The organism is Enterococcus sp. DIV0175, from assembly GCF_050529075.1.
Lineage (GTDB): Bacteria > Bacillota > Bacilli > Lactobacillales > Enterococcaceae > Enterococcus_B > Enterococcus_B thailandicus.
Genome location: NZ_CP172880.1, coordinates 1,711,232 through 1,727,862, shown reverse-complemented (window position 1 = coordinate 1,727,862; position 16,631 = coordinate 1,711,232). Strand labels below are relative to the sequence as shown.

At 36.6% G+C, this 16,631-nt stretch carries 15 protein-coding genes; 14 read left to right on the top strand and 1 reads right to left on the bottom strand.

All coding sequences use genetic code 11. The features are described 5' to 3' along the window. Nucleotides 1-10: 10 nt before the first annotated feature. Nucleotides 11-496, bottom strand: a complete 486-nt coding sequence (locus tag IGJ76_RS08095; RefSeq protein WP_067481219.1) for a PTS sugar transporter subunit IIA — start codon at nt 494-496, stop codon at nt 11-13. Nucleotides 497-667: 171 nt separating this feature from the next. Between IGJ76_RS08095 and IGJ76_RS08090 the strand changes: the two genes are divergently transcribed. From IGJ76_RS08090 to IGJ76_RS08025, 14 genes are all read left to right on the top strand, one after another. Then, nucleotides 668-1,453 (top strand): DeoR/GlpR family DNA-binding transcription regulator, encoded by a 786-nt coding sequence (locus IGJ76_RS08090; protein ID WP_075491362.1) that lies wholly within the window; start codon nt 668-670, stop codon nt 1,451-1,453. A 17-nt stretch (nt 1,454-1,470) separates the two neighbouring features. Further along, complete coding sequence (lacA, locus tag IGJ76_RS08085; RefSeq protein ID WP_430596549.1) at nt 1,471-1,899, top strand: galactose-6-phosphate isomerase subunit LacA; 429 nt, start codon at nt 1,471-1,473, stop codon at nt 1,897-1,899. A gap of 23 nt (nt 1,900-1,922) precedes the next feature. After that, nucleotides 1,923-2,438: a galactose-6-phosphate isomerase subunit LacB gene (lacB, locus tag IGJ76_RS08080; protein WP_067481225.1), complete on the top strand. Its 516-nt coding sequence runs from the start codon at nt 1,923-1,925 to the stop codon at nt 2,436-2,438. A gap of 15 nt (nt 2,439-2,453) precedes the next feature. Beyond that, on the top strand, nt 2,454-3,386 hold the full coding sequence (gene lacC / locus IGJ76_RS08075; protein WP_086270871.1) for a tagatose-6-phosphate kinase: 933 nt from the start codon (nt 2,454-2,456) through the stop codon (nt 3,384-3,386). A gap of 73 nt (nt 3,387-3,459) precedes the next feature. Beyond that, the gene (gene lacD / locus IGJ76_RS08070; protein WP_176694878.1) at nt 3,460-4,434 is read left to right on the top strand and encodes a tagatose-bisphosphate aldolase; all 975 of its coding nucleotides are present in this window, start codon (nt 3,460-3,462) and stop codon (nt 4,432-4,434) included. 207 nt (nt 4,435-4,641) lie between these two features. Continuing rightward, nucleotides 4,642-6,585 (top strand): PTS fructose transporter subunit IIABC, encoded by a 1,944-nt coding sequence (locus tag IGJ76_RS08065; protein WP_067481229.1) that lies wholly within the window; start codon nt 4,642-4,644, stop codon nt 6,583-6,585. An 87-nt stretch (nt 6,586-6,672) separates the two neighbouring features. Beyond that, complete coding sequence (locus IGJ76_RS08060; RefSeq protein WP_430596548.1) at nt 6,673-8,595, top strand: BglG family transcription antiterminator; 1,923 nt, start codon at nt 6,673-6,675, stop codon at nt 8,593-8,595. A gap of 425 nt (nt 8,596-9,020) precedes the next feature. After that, on the top strand, nt 9,021-10,487 hold the full coding sequence (locus tag IGJ76_RS08055; RefSeq protein ID WP_270608541.1) for a helix-turn-helix domain-containing protein: 1,467 nt from the start codon (nt 9,021-9,023) through the stop codon (nt 10,485-10,487). A 223-nt stretch (nt 10,488-10,710) separates the two neighbouring features. Beyond that, a complete protein-coding gene (locus tag IGJ76_RS08050; protein ID WP_270344819.1) occupies nt 10,711-12,039 on the top strand; it encodes a glycosyltransferase family 2 protein in 1,329 nt (442 codons plus the stop codon). Beyond that, nucleotides 12,023-12,169 carry a hypothetical protein gene (locus IGJ76_RS08045; protein WP_270344820.1) on the top strand — a complete coding sequence of 49 codons (147 nt, stop codon included), beginning with the start codon at nt 12,023-12,025 and terminating at the stop codon, nt 12,167-12,169. Before IGJ76_RS08050 ends, IGJ76_RS08045 begins: the two co-directional genes overlap by 17 nt. Before the next feature lie 169 nt (nt 12,170-12,338). After that, on the top strand, nt 12,339-14,492 hold the full coding sequence (locus IGJ76_RS08040) for a MucBP domain-containing protein (protein WP_284590418.1): 2,154 nt from the start codon (nt 12,339-12,341) through the stop codon (nt 14,490-14,492). Between the two features lie 14 nt (nt 14,493-14,506). Next, nucleotides 14,507-14,899: an LPXTG cell wall anchor domain-containing protein gene (locus IGJ76_RS08035; protein WP_071869197.1), complete on the top strand. Its 393-nt coding sequence runs from the start codon at nt 14,507-14,509 to the stop codon at nt 14,897-14,899. A 1-nt stretch (nt 14,900) separates the two neighbouring features. Further along, nucleotides 14,901-15,485, top strand: coding sequence for a WxL domain-containing protein (locus IGJ76_RS08030; protein ID WP_430596547.1), 585 nt, complete (start codon nt 14,901-14,903; stop codon nt 15,483-15,485). Between the two features lie 70 nt (nt 15,486-15,555). Further along, the gene (locus IGJ76_RS08025; RefSeq protein WP_083571985.1) at nt 15,556-16,623 is read left to right on the top strand and encodes a DUF916 and DUF3324 domain-containing protein; all 1,068 of its coding nucleotides are present in this window, start codon (nt 15,556-15,558) and stop codon (nt 16,621-16,623) included. Nucleotides 16,624-16,631 lie beyond the last annotated feature (8 nt).

Sequence of the window (16,631 nt, the reverse complement as noted above, 5' to 3'; positions counted from 1 at the left end):
GAACACTCCTCTAATTAAAATTCTTTTCTAAAAATGTATAAATTTCCTTTGGGTCTTCATATGAGAAAAATCTTTGTAACTCCTTTTTGTCAACAGAATTGATAAAGTCCATGATGTCTGCCAACATACCCGCTTGTTCTGCACCATTTTCATTTAAAATCATAAATAAAAAGGAAGCATCCAAAGTGTCTGATGGCCGAATCATGTGATGAAATAAAATTGGGTGCGTTAATTTGATTGGAACGATTCGAGTCGTTTTGACGAACTCGCTTTCAGTATGGGGAATCGCAATATCTGGCAAAGATGAATCGATGGGCGATAAGTCTAACCCAGTTGGATAATTGGCCTCTCTTTCTAATAAATGATCGAAAAAGTCTTCAGTGACTAATTCTTTTTCTACTAAATCTAAATAAACTTCCTCAAACACCTCTGTTTGGGTTTGTTTATTTGAAACATAGACTGTTTCGGGGAAAAAGAACGTAGTAGTTGTTGACATATTTCCTCCTCCTTTGTTTGAAAATGTTTGTATATCTCAATTACACCTACAGTATAACCGCTTACATAAGAAAGTCAAGCATCTTTTCAAAAGAAAATAAACATATTTTTGCTTTTTGGTGTTGATATTTGTTTGTAAATGTTTTATTATGTCGTTGGAAAGGTGGTGCCTATGTTGAAAAGTGAACGGCAACGTTCCATTTTAGAATTGTGTGAGCAGTTTGGCGTTATTACGGTGAAAATGATTCAAAAAAATTTACCAGTGTCAGATATGACGATTCGTCGAGATTTAGATGAACTGGCTCAGCAAGGTAAAATCGAGCGTGTGCATGGTGGTGCACAGAGTAAGGGATATGCCGAATCTGCGATAACGATAAGAGAACAGCCACTGACAGGGGTTGAGTTATCTCATACTGAGAAAAAAGCCATCAGTATAGAAGAAAAAAAGTATATTGCAAAAAACGCTGCTAAAAAAATTTCAGCAGGAGATACGATTTTTTTAGGATCTGGAACAACCATCGAATTAATGACTCAATTTATTCAAGAAGGGCCGTTACGGATCGTGACGAACAGTTTGCCAGTTTTTAATTTGCTAGAAAAAAAGGAAGATCTCGAGCTGTATTTAGTAGGTGGTTCTTTTCGTAAGAAGACCGGTGCATTTGTTGGTTCTATGGCAAATGAGACGATTCAAAAACTAAGTATCGAAAAAGCATTTGTCGGCGTGAATGGTATTTTGGACGAGCACGTCTTCACCTTCAGCATTGAGGAAGGAAAGTTCCAGCAATTAGTCTTGGAAAAAGCACACAAAAAATATTTAGTAGGTGATGCGCATAAATTTGGCCATAGCGATTTTTACAATTTTTATTCACTTACTGAAATCGATGGTTTTTTTACGGATTACACAATCTCAGAGGAAATGAAAACTCAATACGAACAATATACTCAAATTTTTAATTGATTAGAGGAGGAGTACAGATGAAAATCGTCATTGGATCAGATGAACAAGGAATGAAATTGAAAGAACCGATCAAAGAATATTTACTTAAAAAGGGTTTTGAAGTGGTTGACAAAAGTGAAACCGCTTCGACTGATTTTATCGAATCAACATTAGCTGTAGCAACAGACGTTTTAGCTGAAGAAGGAAGTCTTGGAATTGCATTTGACGGATATGGTGCAGGAAGTTTCATGACAGCAACAAAAGTGAAAGGTATGGTAGCGGCGGAAGTATCTGATGAGCGTTCAGCTTATATGACTCGAGAACATAATAATGCGCGAATGATTACGATTGGCTCAAAAATCGTTGGTGAAGGACTAGCCAAAAATATCGTCAAAGAATTTTTAGCAGCTGATTATGATGGCGGGCGTCACCAAATTCGCGTAGATATGTTAAATAAAATGGCGTAAAAAGAAAAGGATGGTAAATATTCATGAAAATAGCTATTGGTTGTGACCATATTGTGACAGATGTAAAAATTGCTGTTTCAGATTTTTTGAAAGGCAAAGGATATGAAGTTATTGATATGGGGACATATGACTTTACACGAACACATTATCCTATTTATGGCAAAAAAGTAGGTGAAGCAGTTGTCAGCCATGAAGCAGATTTAGGCGTATGTATATGTGGAACTGGTGTAGGAATTAATAATGCAGTCAATAAAGTTCCTGGTGTCCGTTCTGCTTTAGTTCGCGATATGACAAGTGCGATTTATGCGAAAGAAGAATTGAATGCGAACGTGATTGGTTTTGGTGGGAAAATAACCGGAGAATTTTTGATTTGTGATATTATCGAGGCCTTTATTCAAGCGAAATACCAAGAAACACCTGAAAACAAACGTTTGATTGCGAAAATCGATCACGTTGAAAAAAATCATCCAGAGCAAGCAGATGAACATTTCTTTGATGAATTTTTAGAAAAATGGGACCGTGGCGAGTATCACGATTAAAATGGAGGTGAAAAAATGATTGTCACGATCACAATGAATCCTTCAGTTGACATCTCTTATCCGCTGGAACATTTTCAACTGGATACGGTCAATCGTGTTTCGAAAGTGAGGAAAACTGCTGGCGGTAAAGGATTAAATGTCACACGAGTCTTAGAACAGTTGGGTGCCGATGTCTTAGCAAGTGGCTTATTGGGTGGTGAACTGGGCGATGCCATCCAACATGAATTGACAAGTGCAGGGATTAAACATGCGTTTTCACCTATTAGTGGTAAGACGCGAAATTGCATTGCCATTTTGCATGAAGGGAAACAAACAGAAATTTTAGAACAAGGGCCGGTCATTTCAGCTTCAGAAGCGGAAGACTTTTTAGTTCATTTTGAACAGTTGGCAGAAGATGCAACGATTCTAAGTTTCTCTGGGAGTTTGCCGGCAGGATTACCTGTTGATTTTTATAGTGAAATGTTGGCGATTTGTCAGCAAAAGAAGAAACCAGTCGTACTAGATTGCTCAGGGAAAGCTTTGCAAGCCGTTTTGGAAAGTCAGGAAAAACCAACAGTAATCAAACCGAATCTGGAAGAGTTATCAGAACTATTAGCGTTTGAAGTGACCAATGAGTTGCCAGTTTTAAAAGAAGCATTAAGAAATGAACGTTTCGCTGGGATTGAATGGATCGTTGTTTCACTGGGAGCGCAAGGCGCTTTTGCAAAGCATGGAAATACTTTTTATCAAGTAAACATTCCTAAAATCGACGTGGTGAATCCAGTTGGTTCAGGGGATGCGACAGTTGCCGGTATCACCTATGCGTTGGAACAAGGGAAAAGTGCAGAAGAATTATTGAAAATAGCCAATGTTTTAGGAATGTTAAATGCGCAAGAAGCAGTAACTGGTCAAGTAAACTTAATGAATTTCCCTCATTTATATAACCAAATCAAGGTTGCGAAAGTTTAACTAATTATTTGACAAAATACATCAAACATTGAAGTGATTGATGATGAAACTCAATAAGGACGGTGCAAAATCAATGATCGGAACTAAAGGAAAACAAGCATATATTGAGCAATTAACGGATGAAAATAAAATTATCAGTGCATTAGCCATTGACCAACGGGGCGCATTGAAAAAAATGATTGCGAAACATCAAGCAACCCCCGCAACAGATGAACAAATTGAAAACTTCAAAAAAATCGTTTCAGAAGAATTAACCCCGTATGCTTCAGCTATTTTGTTGGATCCTGAATATGGCTTGCCGGCAGCTCAAGCGCGTGCAGAGAGTGCTGGGTTACTTTTAGCTTATGAAAAAACAGGTTATGACGCTTCGACACCGGGACGATTACCCGACCTTTTAGCGGATTGGTCAGTGAAACGGTTAAAAGAACAAGGTGCGGATGCCTGTAAATTTTTATTGTACTACGATGTGGATGAAGCTACCGAAATCAATCAACGAAAACAAGCGTTTATTGAACGAATTGGATCAGAATGTGAAGCAGAAGAATTGCCATTCTTCTTAGAGCTAGTTTCTTATGACGCTGAGAATGCGGATAGCGCATCTTCAGCATATGCCAAAGTTAAACCACATAAGGTGATTGAGATGATGAAAGAATTTTCTCGCGAACGCTATCATGTTGATGTATTGAAAGTAGAAGTCCCAGTCAATATGAATTATGTTGAAGGGTATGCAACTGATGAAGTTGTTTATACACAAGCTGAAGCTGCGGCTTATTTCAAAGAGCAGACAGAAGCAACTTCATTGCCTTTTATCTTTTTGAGTGCAGGAGTGTCTGCCGAGTTGTTCCAAGAAACATTGCGCTTTGCTAAAGCGGCAGGGTCAACATTTAATGGTGTCTTGTGTGGACGAGCAACATGGGCAAATGGTGTGGAACCATTCATTGTTGAAGGGGAAGTAGCTGCACGCAAATGGTTAAACCAAACTGGTCGAGAAAATATCGAGGCATTGAACACTGTATTAAAGGAAACAGCAACGCCAGTTTCCTTATAGATAACATTTAGCTAATAACGTAACTGAGCATTTTTAGCAAAAAAACTGTAGCGATGACGAATAAGTGATCGGCTACAGTTTTTTGTTTTGATTTTTTGAAGTAAAAGCTTTATGACAAAAATTTCCGTTATTTCGGAATCAAATTGTCCTTAATAAAAAGAAACCGTTTTTATATACTAAGTGAGTAGAAAGAAAGGTGGAAGAAAGATGAAAAAAATTGTTGCAATCACCTCTTGTCCAGTTGGAATTGCCCATACATACATGGCTGCTGAAAATTTAGAAAAAGCTGGGAAAGAACTTGGTGTCGAAGTGAAGGTCGAAACACATGGTTCGATTGGTGTAGAGAACGAGTTAACAGCCAGCGACATCAAAGAAGCAGCAGGTGTCATTATCGCGGCTGATACGAAAGTTGATAAATCACGCTTTGGTGGTAAACCACTAATCAATGTGGGTGTTCAAGATGGCATTCATCATGCGAATACATTAGTTGAAGATATCTTAACAGGAAAAGCGCCTGTTTTTGAAAGCGCTCTGACAGATGTTTCTGCTGAGAACAAGGGCGAAACAGAAGGACTAGGGAAAAAAGTTTATAAAAGTTTGATGAATGGTGTTTCTTATATGGTGCCGTTTGTTGTTACCGGTGGGTTGTTGATTGCAATTTCATTGACTTTAGGTGGGACAGCGACGCCAGAAGGAATCAAAATTCCTGAAGGCACGATCTGGGCAACGATGAACAGTATTGGCGGAATTGCTATGGGCTTGATGGTTCCTATTTTGTCAGCGTTTATTGCGCAAAGTATTGCGGATCGTCCGGGCTTAGTTCCAGGGTTTGTCGGTGGCATGTTGGCAGCTAACGGTGCTTTATATGGAAGTGATGCAAACGCTGGTTTCCTAGGTGGGATCATCACAGGGTTCCTGGCTGGATTTATTGCTTTGGGAATCAAAAAAATTCCTGTACCGAAAGCTTTGCAATCCATTATGCCGATTATCGTCATTCCGATTTTAGGTTCACTGGCAGTTGGCTTTGTCTTTATCTATGTTATTGGTGAACCTGTTGCACTTTTGTTTAATTCATTGACACAATTCTTAGCAGGTATGCAAGGTGGAAGTGAAGTTGTTTTAGCGATGATTCTTGGTGCGATGATTGCTTTTGATATGGGTGGACCATTTAATAAAGTTGCCTTTTTATTTGGATCAGGATTGATTGCTGAAGGAAATTACTCAATTATGGGGCCAATTGCAGTTGCAATTTGTATTCCTCCTTTAGCGTTAGGTTTAGCTTCATTGATCTTGAAAACGAAATTTACAAAAACTGAGCGAGAAGCAGGAAAAGCTTCGTTAGCGATGGGCTTGTTTGGGATTACAGAAGGTGCGATTCCATTTGCCTCAACTGACCCATTACGTGTTATTCCAAGTATTGTAGTTGGTGCGATGACTGGTAGTGTAATTGCGATGCTTTCAGGTGTAACTGACCACGTTGCACATGGTGGACCAATTGTAGCGGTGTTAGGTGCAGTTGATCATGTGGCAATGTTCTTTGCAGCAGTGATTGCTGGAATCGCAGTAACTGTTTTAATGTTAAGAATCTTGAAACCAACTTTACAAGTTACACCAGTTGTTGCGACACCAAACGGAGCAATGCACCTAGACGAAGTAGAAGACGCAGAAACTGAACCAACGATTGCTCCAGAAAATTTTGATTCAATCACAGAAATCATGACAGATGATACGATTGTTTTAGACACAACTGAAACAACAAAAGATACCGTTGTTGAAGATTTAGTACAACGTTTAGGGAAAACAGGTCACATTACAGATACAGCAGGGTTTAAAAAAGCAATCTATACTCGTGAAAATGAAAGTACAACTGGAATTGGGATGGGTATCGCAATCCCTCATGGTAAATCAGCCCATGTTACCAAGCCAACACTTGCTTTTGCGAGAAGTCAACAAGGAATTGATTGGCAATCACTCGATGGTGAACCGGCGCATTTGATTTTTATGATTGCTGTTCCAGAAAATAGCCAAGGAGATATGCACTTAAAAATTCTCCAACGTCTTTCACGCAAATTAATGGATGATGACTTCCGTCAAGCATTGATGGAAGCCCCAAATAAAGCGGCTGTTAATCAATTATTAAGCGAAATGTAACATAAGATGAAAAATCGACTGTGATGAGACATAATAGATGTGTTATCATAGTCGATTTTTTTATTCAGAAGGGAGCTTCTTTTCTTAATGAATCAACGCCAGCAATCTTTAATTTATCAATTAATAAAAAATAATAGTTATTTAACTACCAAAGAATTAGCAACGTGCTTCCAAGTTTCTGAGCGCACTATCCATAGTGACTTAAACAAAATCGAAGACTGGTTGAATGCGCACCAATTACCTTTAATTATTGAAAGAAAAAAAGGAACAGGTATTTTACTAGTTGGCTTACCTCATGAAAAAGATCAGGTCAAACGTCTGCTGAATGAAAAGACTGAAACGGAGCTGGAGAAAAGCCAGTTAAGGCAATTGTTGATTTTTCATTTGTTAGTTGCAAAAGACGGTCTCAGTCTTGAAGAATTAGCAGAGAAATTATTTGTTGGTCGCCGAACAGTCAGAAAAGAATTAACAGATTTGCAAAGTTTTTTCCAACAACATCATTTAGCGTTAGTGTCAAAAACAAAACTGGGCACATTTATCACCGGTGACGAGCAAGAAAAAAGGCGACTGCTGGTGAAAACATTGCGTAATATGCAAAAGGCAGATCCACAAAGTCCATCCTTGAAGGAATTTTTTGCGAAAGATACACTAAAAGTAATCCAACATACGTTGCGCGATGTCTTCTACGAGAATCAGCTAGAGGAACCAGCAGGCTTGTCTACTGTTGAGATTCATATTTATTTTATGTTAGAACGCATGAAGCAATTGCAAAAAGTCAAATTGAGTGAAGATGAAAATGAAGCAGTCAATCATACGCAAGCGCAAAAAATCAGTAGCCAAGTCTTAGCCAAGTTAGCAAACGTGTATCCAATTGAATTTTCACCGGATGAAATCAACTATTTAGCGTTAAGAATTGCTAACTTATTTTCTAAATCTCAGTCTGCTGCACGCTTTCAAGGTGAAGCAGATGAATTAGCCCTTCATTTGATTGATCAAGTTGAGCAATTCTTAGGTTATTCATTGAAAGAAGACCAGCTTTTGGCACAAAATTTAAGTTCTCATTTATCTTCCACTTATTTTCGTTTGAATTATGGATTAACGATTTCAAATCCGTTAACGAAAAATGTTTTTAGCACGTATACGCAATTATTTTTAGTTCTGCAATTGATTTTGGAGGATTATTTTGATAAAGAACCCTTTTATGTGCCGCAAGATGAGATTGCTTATTTGACGATCCATTTCCAAGCGGCAATCGAGCGCCACCAGCATCAAAAAAGTCGGAGATACCAAACGATTTTAGTTAGCGAATACTCAAAGGCAATGGCAACTTTTCTTGAAGCGAGACTTAATCGAGAACTTCCTGAATTGACAATTTTGGATTTAGTTGAGCATAGTTCTGAGCTGAATGCTGAAGAATTTCCACCGGTTGATTTTATTTTGACGACGCTCCCTTTTCAACATGAAAGCATTCCTGTAATCGAAATTTCACCGATGATTACGGAAACCGATTTATCGAGGTTGGCGAAATACATGCTAGAGCATGTGCCAAATAAACGAACAAAAACGTTTGATTTGGCAAATTTCACGAATCCATTCTTGATTTTCCCACATTTAGACTTAACAGACCCTACAGAAATCTTGTCTTTCATGGGAAATGTCTTAGTTGAAAATCAATATGTTCATCCGGAATTCATTGAATCTGTTTTAGAGCGAGATCGCCATTCGAGTACGCGGGTCGCATCACTAATCACGCTTCCCCATGGCAATCCATTTTATGTGAAGCATTCAACGATTTCGATTGCGACGATGAAGCAACCAATTACTTGGCACGGTGAGCAAATCTGTGTTGTTTTGTTGCTGGCGGTCAAGAAAAATGATTTGAAACATCCAGAATTCAAAAAATTATTCTCCGTCATTCATTATTTAGAGAAGCAGCCTGAACGTATGAACGAATTGTTGCAAACAGATCATCCGTTAGAAATTTTAACTTTGTTGTCTAGCTATGAGTAAAAGATATCCAAAGTTAAGAATAGTTGAACATATTTTTTTGGATAATAAATGTTTTTTTATATCTGACATTATTCCGTATATGATTTTCAAATCCATTTTGCTACTTTATTAGCGAAATATTTGTATTATAAAAAAAGTATGGTATCATTAAGTTAGTTCAAATTATTAGATTTTCTTAAGGTAACACTGCCCGTTAGTGAAGTTTCAGGCAGTGTTACTTTTTTTGTTTATTTATGAAATAAAATTAGTTAAAATGTTATTATAAGAAAAACATTATGTTTTTTTAGTAAAGAGTTCTTTTGTTAATTATGGCAATCATTTTGATGAAAGTAATATGTTAATTAAGTTTGGGTAGGACTGAACGTTATTGCGTACATAATAATAGGAGATAAAATTGGAAAAGTTAGGGAATATAGGTGAGCAAAATGAATCATTTAGTTGACGGGATGTTTGAAACCTTATTTTTTGAGTCAAACAGTCGAAACAAACTTCATTTATTTAAATATTTGATTGTGCAAGAACAAAAAGTTTCGTTAAAAAGTGTAGCAAAACAGTTTAATCTTTCCTATCAAGGAATACAAACATTGACGAAAGAAATTATTCAAGATGAGTTACAAGAACATGGTCAATCGCAATTTATCTTAAAAACGGGAAAGGTTCTTCGGGAGCAAGAAGTACAATTATTTACGATTGACAGTTATCGTTTATTTTTGCTAAAAAAAGAAAGTGTTACGTTTACCTATTTAGTTTATAAAGTGCGTCATCCTAATAAAAATGAACTCAGTTATGCGCAAAAACACTTGATTAGTATCTCAACTTTTCATCGAAAAATTCAATTGCTAAAAAATCTTCTAGCAGTTTATCAAATGAATCTAACACTTAAAACGACAAACGATCTTCAAGAAACGGCTTATCGGATCTTTCTTTACTTTTCATTGTGGTGGGGATATCGCGGGCAAGAAAATTTATTTACTTGTCTAGGTAATGAAAAGAAATATCAGGTGATTGCGAATCAAGATAGCTCATTTATCACAAAACAGCAGCTGGTTTTGCTATTAAATGTGTTGGAAAGTCGCTATTTATTAAAAAAATATTTAACGAATTTTGAGTTACAGGACGGATTACATACCCTCTTTTACGATTATGGAGCTCCTTATGCTGAATTATGGCATCACACACCGAAAAAGGTCAGAAGTGCAGAGAAAAAATTCTTGAGCACGTTTATCAATTTGTTTATCTTGAATGAGCGGATCGCCACGGAACAAAAGAGAGTATTTGCCAGACAACAATTAAAACAAAACAAACAATTAGCCGAGTTTGTCAAAACGTATCTGAGATTACTTGAAAAAAATCAATTTGAAATCATCAGTGACAGTGAGTTTGTGTATGATGTCTTGCTTTTTTCAGGAATGGTCAACAACTTGATTGGGGAAGAAGCCAAAGAAATTATCCAGCTTATTCAACAATTGTTACCAGCTAGCTATCAAAAAACGTTAGTCGCATTGAAAGGAAAAGTGATTGAACAGGAGGAACTACAAGTCGCAACAAAAAGCAGACCTTTATTGGTGCTCTGTGTATTGTTGACACTTCACTACCGTAAGTATCGCGTGCCATCAGTGACCGTTGGTTTACCTAAAGAATTGGGAATCATATGTATCAAGGATTTGCAATCATTTTTGGGAAGCTTTGGCTTTGTCAAAGTCATTATTCTTGAGGATATTTCAACTAACTCCTGTGATTTACTTTTAATCAATTATTCGCTCATGAAACAAAAGGTGCCAAAAAAACAACGATATTATTATTGGGATCAAAGTAATTTTCCAGAAAATTACACCGCACTTGAAAGAAAAATTTTTGAAGAAAAAAATAGAAGAACTACTGAAAATCATTGAGTTTTCAGTAGTTTTTTTAAAAGATAAGTAGAGACTGATTCCATGAAATTTGAAAAAGCGTCATTTATTTTTTGAATTTTGAAGAGGAAAGCATAAATTATGCTTGTTATACTAATTTTCGTTGGCTGACTTCTCAATATCTGAAAAAAATTTTTTTAAATAATGGGAAGTTGACTATCCAAGAGGGTGCTACTATTTAATAGAAGGACAGGAGGAATTTTAATTGTTTACGTTACCAAATTATTTATTTGAACCGCTATCTTGGATTTGTACAGCGTTGATTGTACTTGTTTTTGCAAATCTATTATTTTTTACAGCATTATCTGTTTTTGGTCTCATCACGCCAAAAAGAGATTATGAAATAGTTGCTCCGAAAAAGAAATTTTTATTTTTGATTCCTGCGCATAACGAAGCGGCAGTAATCAAAGAAACTGTCGAAGCGTTAGTTCATCAGGATTACGATCCTAACTTATTTGACATTGTGGTGATTGCTGATAACTGCACTGATAATACAGCAGAGATTGTACGGAGTATTGGCAAAGCAAAAGTGTTTGAAAACACATCGAAGCCTGATGAACCAAGAGGGAAACCACATGCAATTGCAAGCTTCATCAATAATGAAAGTTGGCAAGAGTATGATTATATTGCATTTATTGATGCGGATAATATTGTGGAACCTAACTACTTAGCAGAAATGAATTCACAAAGTATTGCTCATCCGGAATTTGTAGTCATCCAAGGATATTTGGGTATGAAAAATGTGTTTACATCGATTACAGCATCTGGTTATTCTGCTGTGTACTTTATTACTAATCGTGCGGTTCAATTTGCCAATTATGTTTTAGGCTGGAATGCAGCGATTGGTGGCACAGGATTTATTTTAGACACAAAATATTTAATGGAACGTGGCTGGAATCCAAGAAGTTATACCGAAGATTTCGAGTTGCAAGTGGAGTTGTCAATGAATGGGTTAAGAAGTGGTTGGAATCAGTTTGCAGTTGTCCATGATGAAAAACCAAATAGCTTTTTAGCAAGCCATCATCAACGAACACGTTGGGCGCAAGGACACTGGTATGTAGCATTTTCAACAACTTTTAAACAAATTAAGTCGTTATTTAAATCAAAACACTTCAATGAACTAATGAGTAAGATTGAAACCTTATTTTATTCTTATTCAATGGTTCGTCCGGTAGCTTACTTAATTATTTTAGCATTAGGAATTATTGATATTCGTTTGTTGAAATACTTGCCTAATTTGTTTTCTGTTATCACATTCTGGTTAACAATGGAAGCATTCAACTTTTTGATTATACCGACCGTTTACTTTATTGAAGAAGGGAAGGACTATTTCCAATTGAAAAACACTTGGTGGAAAAAAATCCTGTTTTTCATTCGCTTGGTTTACTGCTTTATTTATAATTCGTTAACGTATATGATTGCGCAAATCGTAGGCTTCTTTACGTGGTTCAAGCCACAAAACAAATGGAACAAAACAGTACATTCCGTACAATACAAAGATTTGGAAGGTGAACAATATGCAAATACAAAATAATTTGAAGTTAGATCAAAAAACAAGTCGTCATCAGACGGAGAAAGAACATCGCGCAGGTTATTTCGGAAAAAATTTGGTTTATTTAGTGGTAATTGCAGGAATTTTAGCATTTTTCTTTATCAGTGCATAAGTCTTAACTAGCGTAATTAGCTTGTGAAAGTTTATTCATTCTTTGAAATTGAAAAATTTTTTTAAATATTAAAGAGGAAAAGGCTTTTTTTGATTAGTACAATGGGTTTGTAAGTAAATAACAGCGAAATGTTATTTAGGTGCAATACATTTGAAGGGAGGTGAAAGAAGTGAAAAGTTCAGCATATAAGAAGTTTGTTTTATTAAGTAGCGTGTTTCTAACTTTATCAGTAACAAATGATCTTGTAACAATTGTTTATGCAGAAACAGCTGACCAAACAACTCTCTCATCGGAAGCAACTGAAATGACAAGCACTCAAACCTCTGAAAATTTAAGTGAGACAACAAATACTTCCGAAAAAGAGTCCAGTGAAAAAAATATTTCAAGTTCCATTATAACGGAAACTGAAACGAGTGCAACAGAAAAAGAAACAACAGCAGATGATGCAATCAAAAAAGATGTTCTCCCCGGAATAACTCCAAAAATTGCGGATAATTCGGTGTCTTACTCAGCAGATGCAACTGAATATGCAATTGGTCAAGTCTATAATGGAACAGTTAGTCTAATAAATAGTGATAGTGATACGATTTCTGCTGGAACTGTGATCACAGTGGCGATTTCTCCTGAAGCAATTGATTATGCGAGTCTTGATTTGAACGATCCGAATATTGCACAATATTTTGATGTTGCTGTTGATGATACAAATGGCATAATTACCTTTACGGTGAAAAAAGATATTCTTGGTAATTCGGATATTTCAATTGATTTCCACGCCACAGTGAAAGGTAACCCTGGAACAACTTATGATGTAACAGTTACAACTGTTTCAAATGCCGTAGAAATTCCAACAAATAATAGTGCGCCTGAATTGATCGTCGATGATCAGACACCACCTGTTTATGGATTGGTCAACGCCTATTGGGGGATTTCACCACTAGATGTCGGAAACTTCTTCGGAAAAAATGGCTCAGACATTGATAACTTACCAACTGGAAACTTTAATCGAACAACGGATGAAATTCAAAACTTTATTCAAGCAAACCCAACAGGTAACAATACAATGCCTTCATATCAACATTACGAATTTGCTTGGTATATCGGAGCAAACGGTAACGGTCAAACGACCATCGATCCACAAGACATCGTTGTACGAGAAACGATTTCGCAAGAAGTGATTCCAGCTCAATATTACACAGTTCATTTAGATGCGGCACGGCCAACGCAAGAAATTTGGATTGTCTTACAATCTGAAGATGATTCTGGTGGGTACATTAAACCACAAGGTCGATATGAAGTCAGTGTGAAAGTACATGTTACCAATGATAGTATCACTTATCCAACGCAGTCTTTTGTCTATGTTAAATATCAAGGCGGTGCAACGGAAAAATCAGAGGTATTTAATTTGAACAATCGTTTCTTAACCACAGGTGATAGTACAGTCTTTGCGAATTTAAGTGTGGAAGACAAAACATTTTACGTTGGTGAGTTAACAGACGCGAATCGTCAAGAAAAATTGTTGGCAAACATTGTGGCTAAAGATACCAATGATGGTGATATCAGTAATCAGGTAGTTGTTGATGATAGTCAAGTCCAAGCAGATACACCAGGTAAATACCAAGTCACTTATTCTGTGACAAATTCTTCTGGACATCTCTCAACTAAGACGGCAACCGTTACGATTTTGGAAAAACAAGATGGTGCGCCAGTTACTGTGAAGTATGTTGATGAAGATCAAAATGAAATTGCTGAAGCAAAGGTTCTAAATGGAAAAGTTGGCGATCCTTACACTTCTCAAGCAGCAACAATCGATAACTATACTTTATTAGATGAACCTGATAATAAAGAGGGGCAATTTACAGATAAACCTCAAACAGTCACATATATTTATCAAGGCAAACTTCTCTTTGTTGATGCGCCAACTCAACTGCAATTTGGCGAGCACACCATTTCAGCAGGAGATGAAACTTACTCTTTAGAATCTTTGGATAAGAACTTACTCGTCCAAGATTTACGTAAAAATGGATCTACTTGGAGCTTAACTGCAAAATTGAATCAAGAATTCATTGGCACAACAACGAGCAAAAAATTAGGTGCTACACTGTATTACAATAATCCGACACAAGGTAAACAAGCAATCACAACAGACGAAAGTGTCGTTATCCATAATCAAACAACAAGCAACCATGATGAACTGAATGTGTCTCAAGACTGGCAGTCAAAACCCGACACTCTTCAATTATTCGTTCCTGGTGGAAAAGCTGTTGCGGATACGTACGATGCAACGATCGAATGGGATCTAAACGATGTTGTAGCAAATGAATAAGGGGATAGAAAGCTATGAAAAAAAGAAACAAGCGATTCGCTGCATTACTATCCTTGATCTTATTCTTTGGTTTTGCTTCACAGGTTCAAGCAGAGCAAGTCGCTGATTCTGGTGGAAGTAAAGCAAACGTTGGTTTTTACAAAACAGAGGATAGTAGTACAAGTGATTCACAAGAAGATTCAAACAATCAGATCATCAATAATAACGATCAAACAACAAATAATACAGTGAACAACGATACAAGACAACTTGTTCCTGATACGACACAATCAGGTTCTTACAAAATAAGCTCTGGCATCCTGCCCAAAACAGGTACTGTTAACTCAGACCCGATTACACTTCTTGGAGTTGCCATGATGATTATTGGGGTCATTTATTTATTAAAAAAACGAAAAGAGGAATTTTAAAATGAAAAAAGCAATTATGGGAATCGTATTATCTGCAACTTTATTATCTGCAACAGCTGGGGCAACTGTTTATGCTGGTGACATTGATCAAAAAGATACAACTGGTGAAGTTGGGTTTAAAGCACCAGATACTGGCGCTTTGACACTTGTAGAGGCTGCTGACCTAGACTTTGGTATGCATGAAATCTCAGCTACTGACCAAAACTATACAACTGAATCAGATACTTTCAGCAAAGTTCAAGATTTACGTGGTACTGAAGCTGGTTGGGCATTACAAGTTTCTGAAGCTGGTCAATTTAAAAATAACACACATGAATTAACAAATGCACAAATTACATTAGTTTCACCAACGATTGATACAAGTTCAACAGCAGTTGCTCACGAAAAAGCAGGTGTTGTTTTGAAAACTACCAATGAAGCAGCAGTCATCATGGATGCTCAAACAGGTGAAGGTAATGGTTTAGCAATTGAAGATTTTGCTAAAGGTGCTGCATCTTTAAGCGTTCCTGGTGCAACAGTTAAAGTGGCTGGTCAATATACTACTACGCTTAACTGGGTATTGACAGATGGAGTTGCAAACAACTAACCATTTGTAAACGTGTAGGAATAGACAGTCATCCGGCTATCTATTCCTATTTTTTTGAAGGAGAAAAAAGATGAAAAACAAAGTCAAGGCTTTTTTATTATGTGCTATTTCAGTAGGTACGTTTTACTCATTTCAAAACGTGTCTGCTTCTGCGGTTGATTTTCAAGTAAATCCATTACCTTCTGAGAAACAGGTAGATAAGTCGTTATCGTATTACGATTTACAGCTGAAACCGAAAGAAGCAACAGAGTTAGTCGTTCAAGTGACGAATAATGCCAACCATCCAATTGTAGTCGATACAAATGTGGATCATGCATCAACAAATAGTAATGGTGTTGTGGAATATAAGAATAGTCAACAGTTTGAAGTAGCAAACTTAACAAATGATATGAAACAGTTGGTGAAAGTCCAAGTCGATAAAATTGCGCTAAAAGCCAATGAAACAAAAGAATTAACTTATACAATTACTGCGCCAGAAAAAACGTTTGATGGAGTTGTAGCAGGCGGAATCAATTTGATAGAAGAGATTTCTAAAGAAACGCAAGACAGTGCTGCAAATAAGAGCAGTATGGCAGTCCAAAATCAATATGGATACACGATTGCACTTATTTTACATGGCGAAAAAGAAATCACAAAGCCGATTGTCGAAGCTGGCAAAATCAAGGTGGAACAAATTAACGGCCGAAATAGTATTAAATTCCCTCTAAAAAATACCAGTGCAATGTTTATCAATAAGTTAAATGTGAAGGGGGACATTCGCAAAGCCGATGAAGAAAAGGTGTTATACACCACGAAAATCGAAAACGGGCAACAAGCGCCAAACTCAGTGTATAACTTTGATATTCGAACCGATGGAAAAGAATTGAGTCCGGGTAAATACACGGCAACTCTGACTGCTGAATCAAAAGGAGAAAAATGGGAATTCAAACAAAATTTCACTATTTCGAAAAAAACAGCAGCTGATTTAAATAAAACGGCAATAACTAAGGAAGAAGATCACACGATGCTTTACCTGATTCTTCTAGTATGTGGTATTTTATTACTTCTTTTTATTATTATCTTTATCTACATTCGTAAGAAAAATCAGAAAATCAAAAAATTAATGAATGAACTACAGAAAGAAGATAGCGCCAGCTAAATAGTAGC

Excerpts from the sequence above, each read along its gene's own strand:
- IGJ76_RS08095 (WP_067481219.1), bottom strand. The coding sequence starts at position 496 with ATGTCAACAACTACTACGTTCTTTTTCCCCGAAACAGTCTATGTTTCA.
- IGJ76_RS08090 (WP_075491362.1), top strand. The coding sequence starts at position 668 with ATGTTGAAAAGTGAACGGCAACGTTCCATTTTAGAATTGTGTGAGCAG.
- lacA (WP_430596549.1), top strand. The coding sequence starts at position 1,471 with ATGAAAATCGTCATTGGATCAGATGAACAAGGAATGAAATTGAAAGAA.
- lacB (WP_067481225.1), top strand. The coding sequence starts at position 1,923 with ATGAAAATAGCTATTGGTTGTGACCATATTGTGACAGATGTAAAAATT.
- lacC (WP_086270871.1), top strand. The coding sequence starts at position 2,454 with ATGATTGTCACGATCACAATGAATCCTTCAGTTGACATCTCTTATCCG.
- lacD (WP_176694878.1), top strand. The coding sequence starts at position 3,460 with ATGATCGGAACTAAAGGAAAACAAGCATATATTGAGCAATTAACGGAT.
- IGJ76_RS08065 (WP_067481229.1), top strand. The coding sequence starts at position 4,642 with ATGAAAAAAATTGTTGCAATCACCTCTTGTCCAGTTGGAATTGCCCAT.
- IGJ76_RS08060 (WP_430596548.1), top strand. The coding sequence starts at position 6,673 with ATGAATCAACGCCAGCAATCTTTAATTTATCAATTAATAAAAAATAAT.
- IGJ76_RS08055 (WP_270608541.1), top strand. The coding sequence starts at position 9,021 with ATGAATCATTTAGTTGACGGGATGTTTGAAACCTTATTTTTTGAGTCA.
- IGJ76_RS08045 (WP_270344820.1), top strand. The coding sequence starts at position 12,023 with ATGCAAATACAAAATAATTTGAAGTTAGATCAAAAAACAAGTCGTCAT.
- IGJ76_RS08035 (WP_071869197.1), top strand. The coding sequence starts at position 14,507 with ATGAAAAAAAGAAACAAGCGATTCGCTGCATTACTATCCTTGATCTTA.
- IGJ76_RS08030 (WP_430596547.1), top strand. The coding sequence starts at position 14,901 with ATGAAAAAAGCAATTATGGGAATCGTATTATCTGCAACTTTATTATCT.
- IGJ76_RS08025 (WP_083571985.1), top strand. The coding sequence starts at position 15,556 with ATGAAAAACAAAGTCAAGGCTTTTTTATTATGTGCTATTTCAGTAGGT.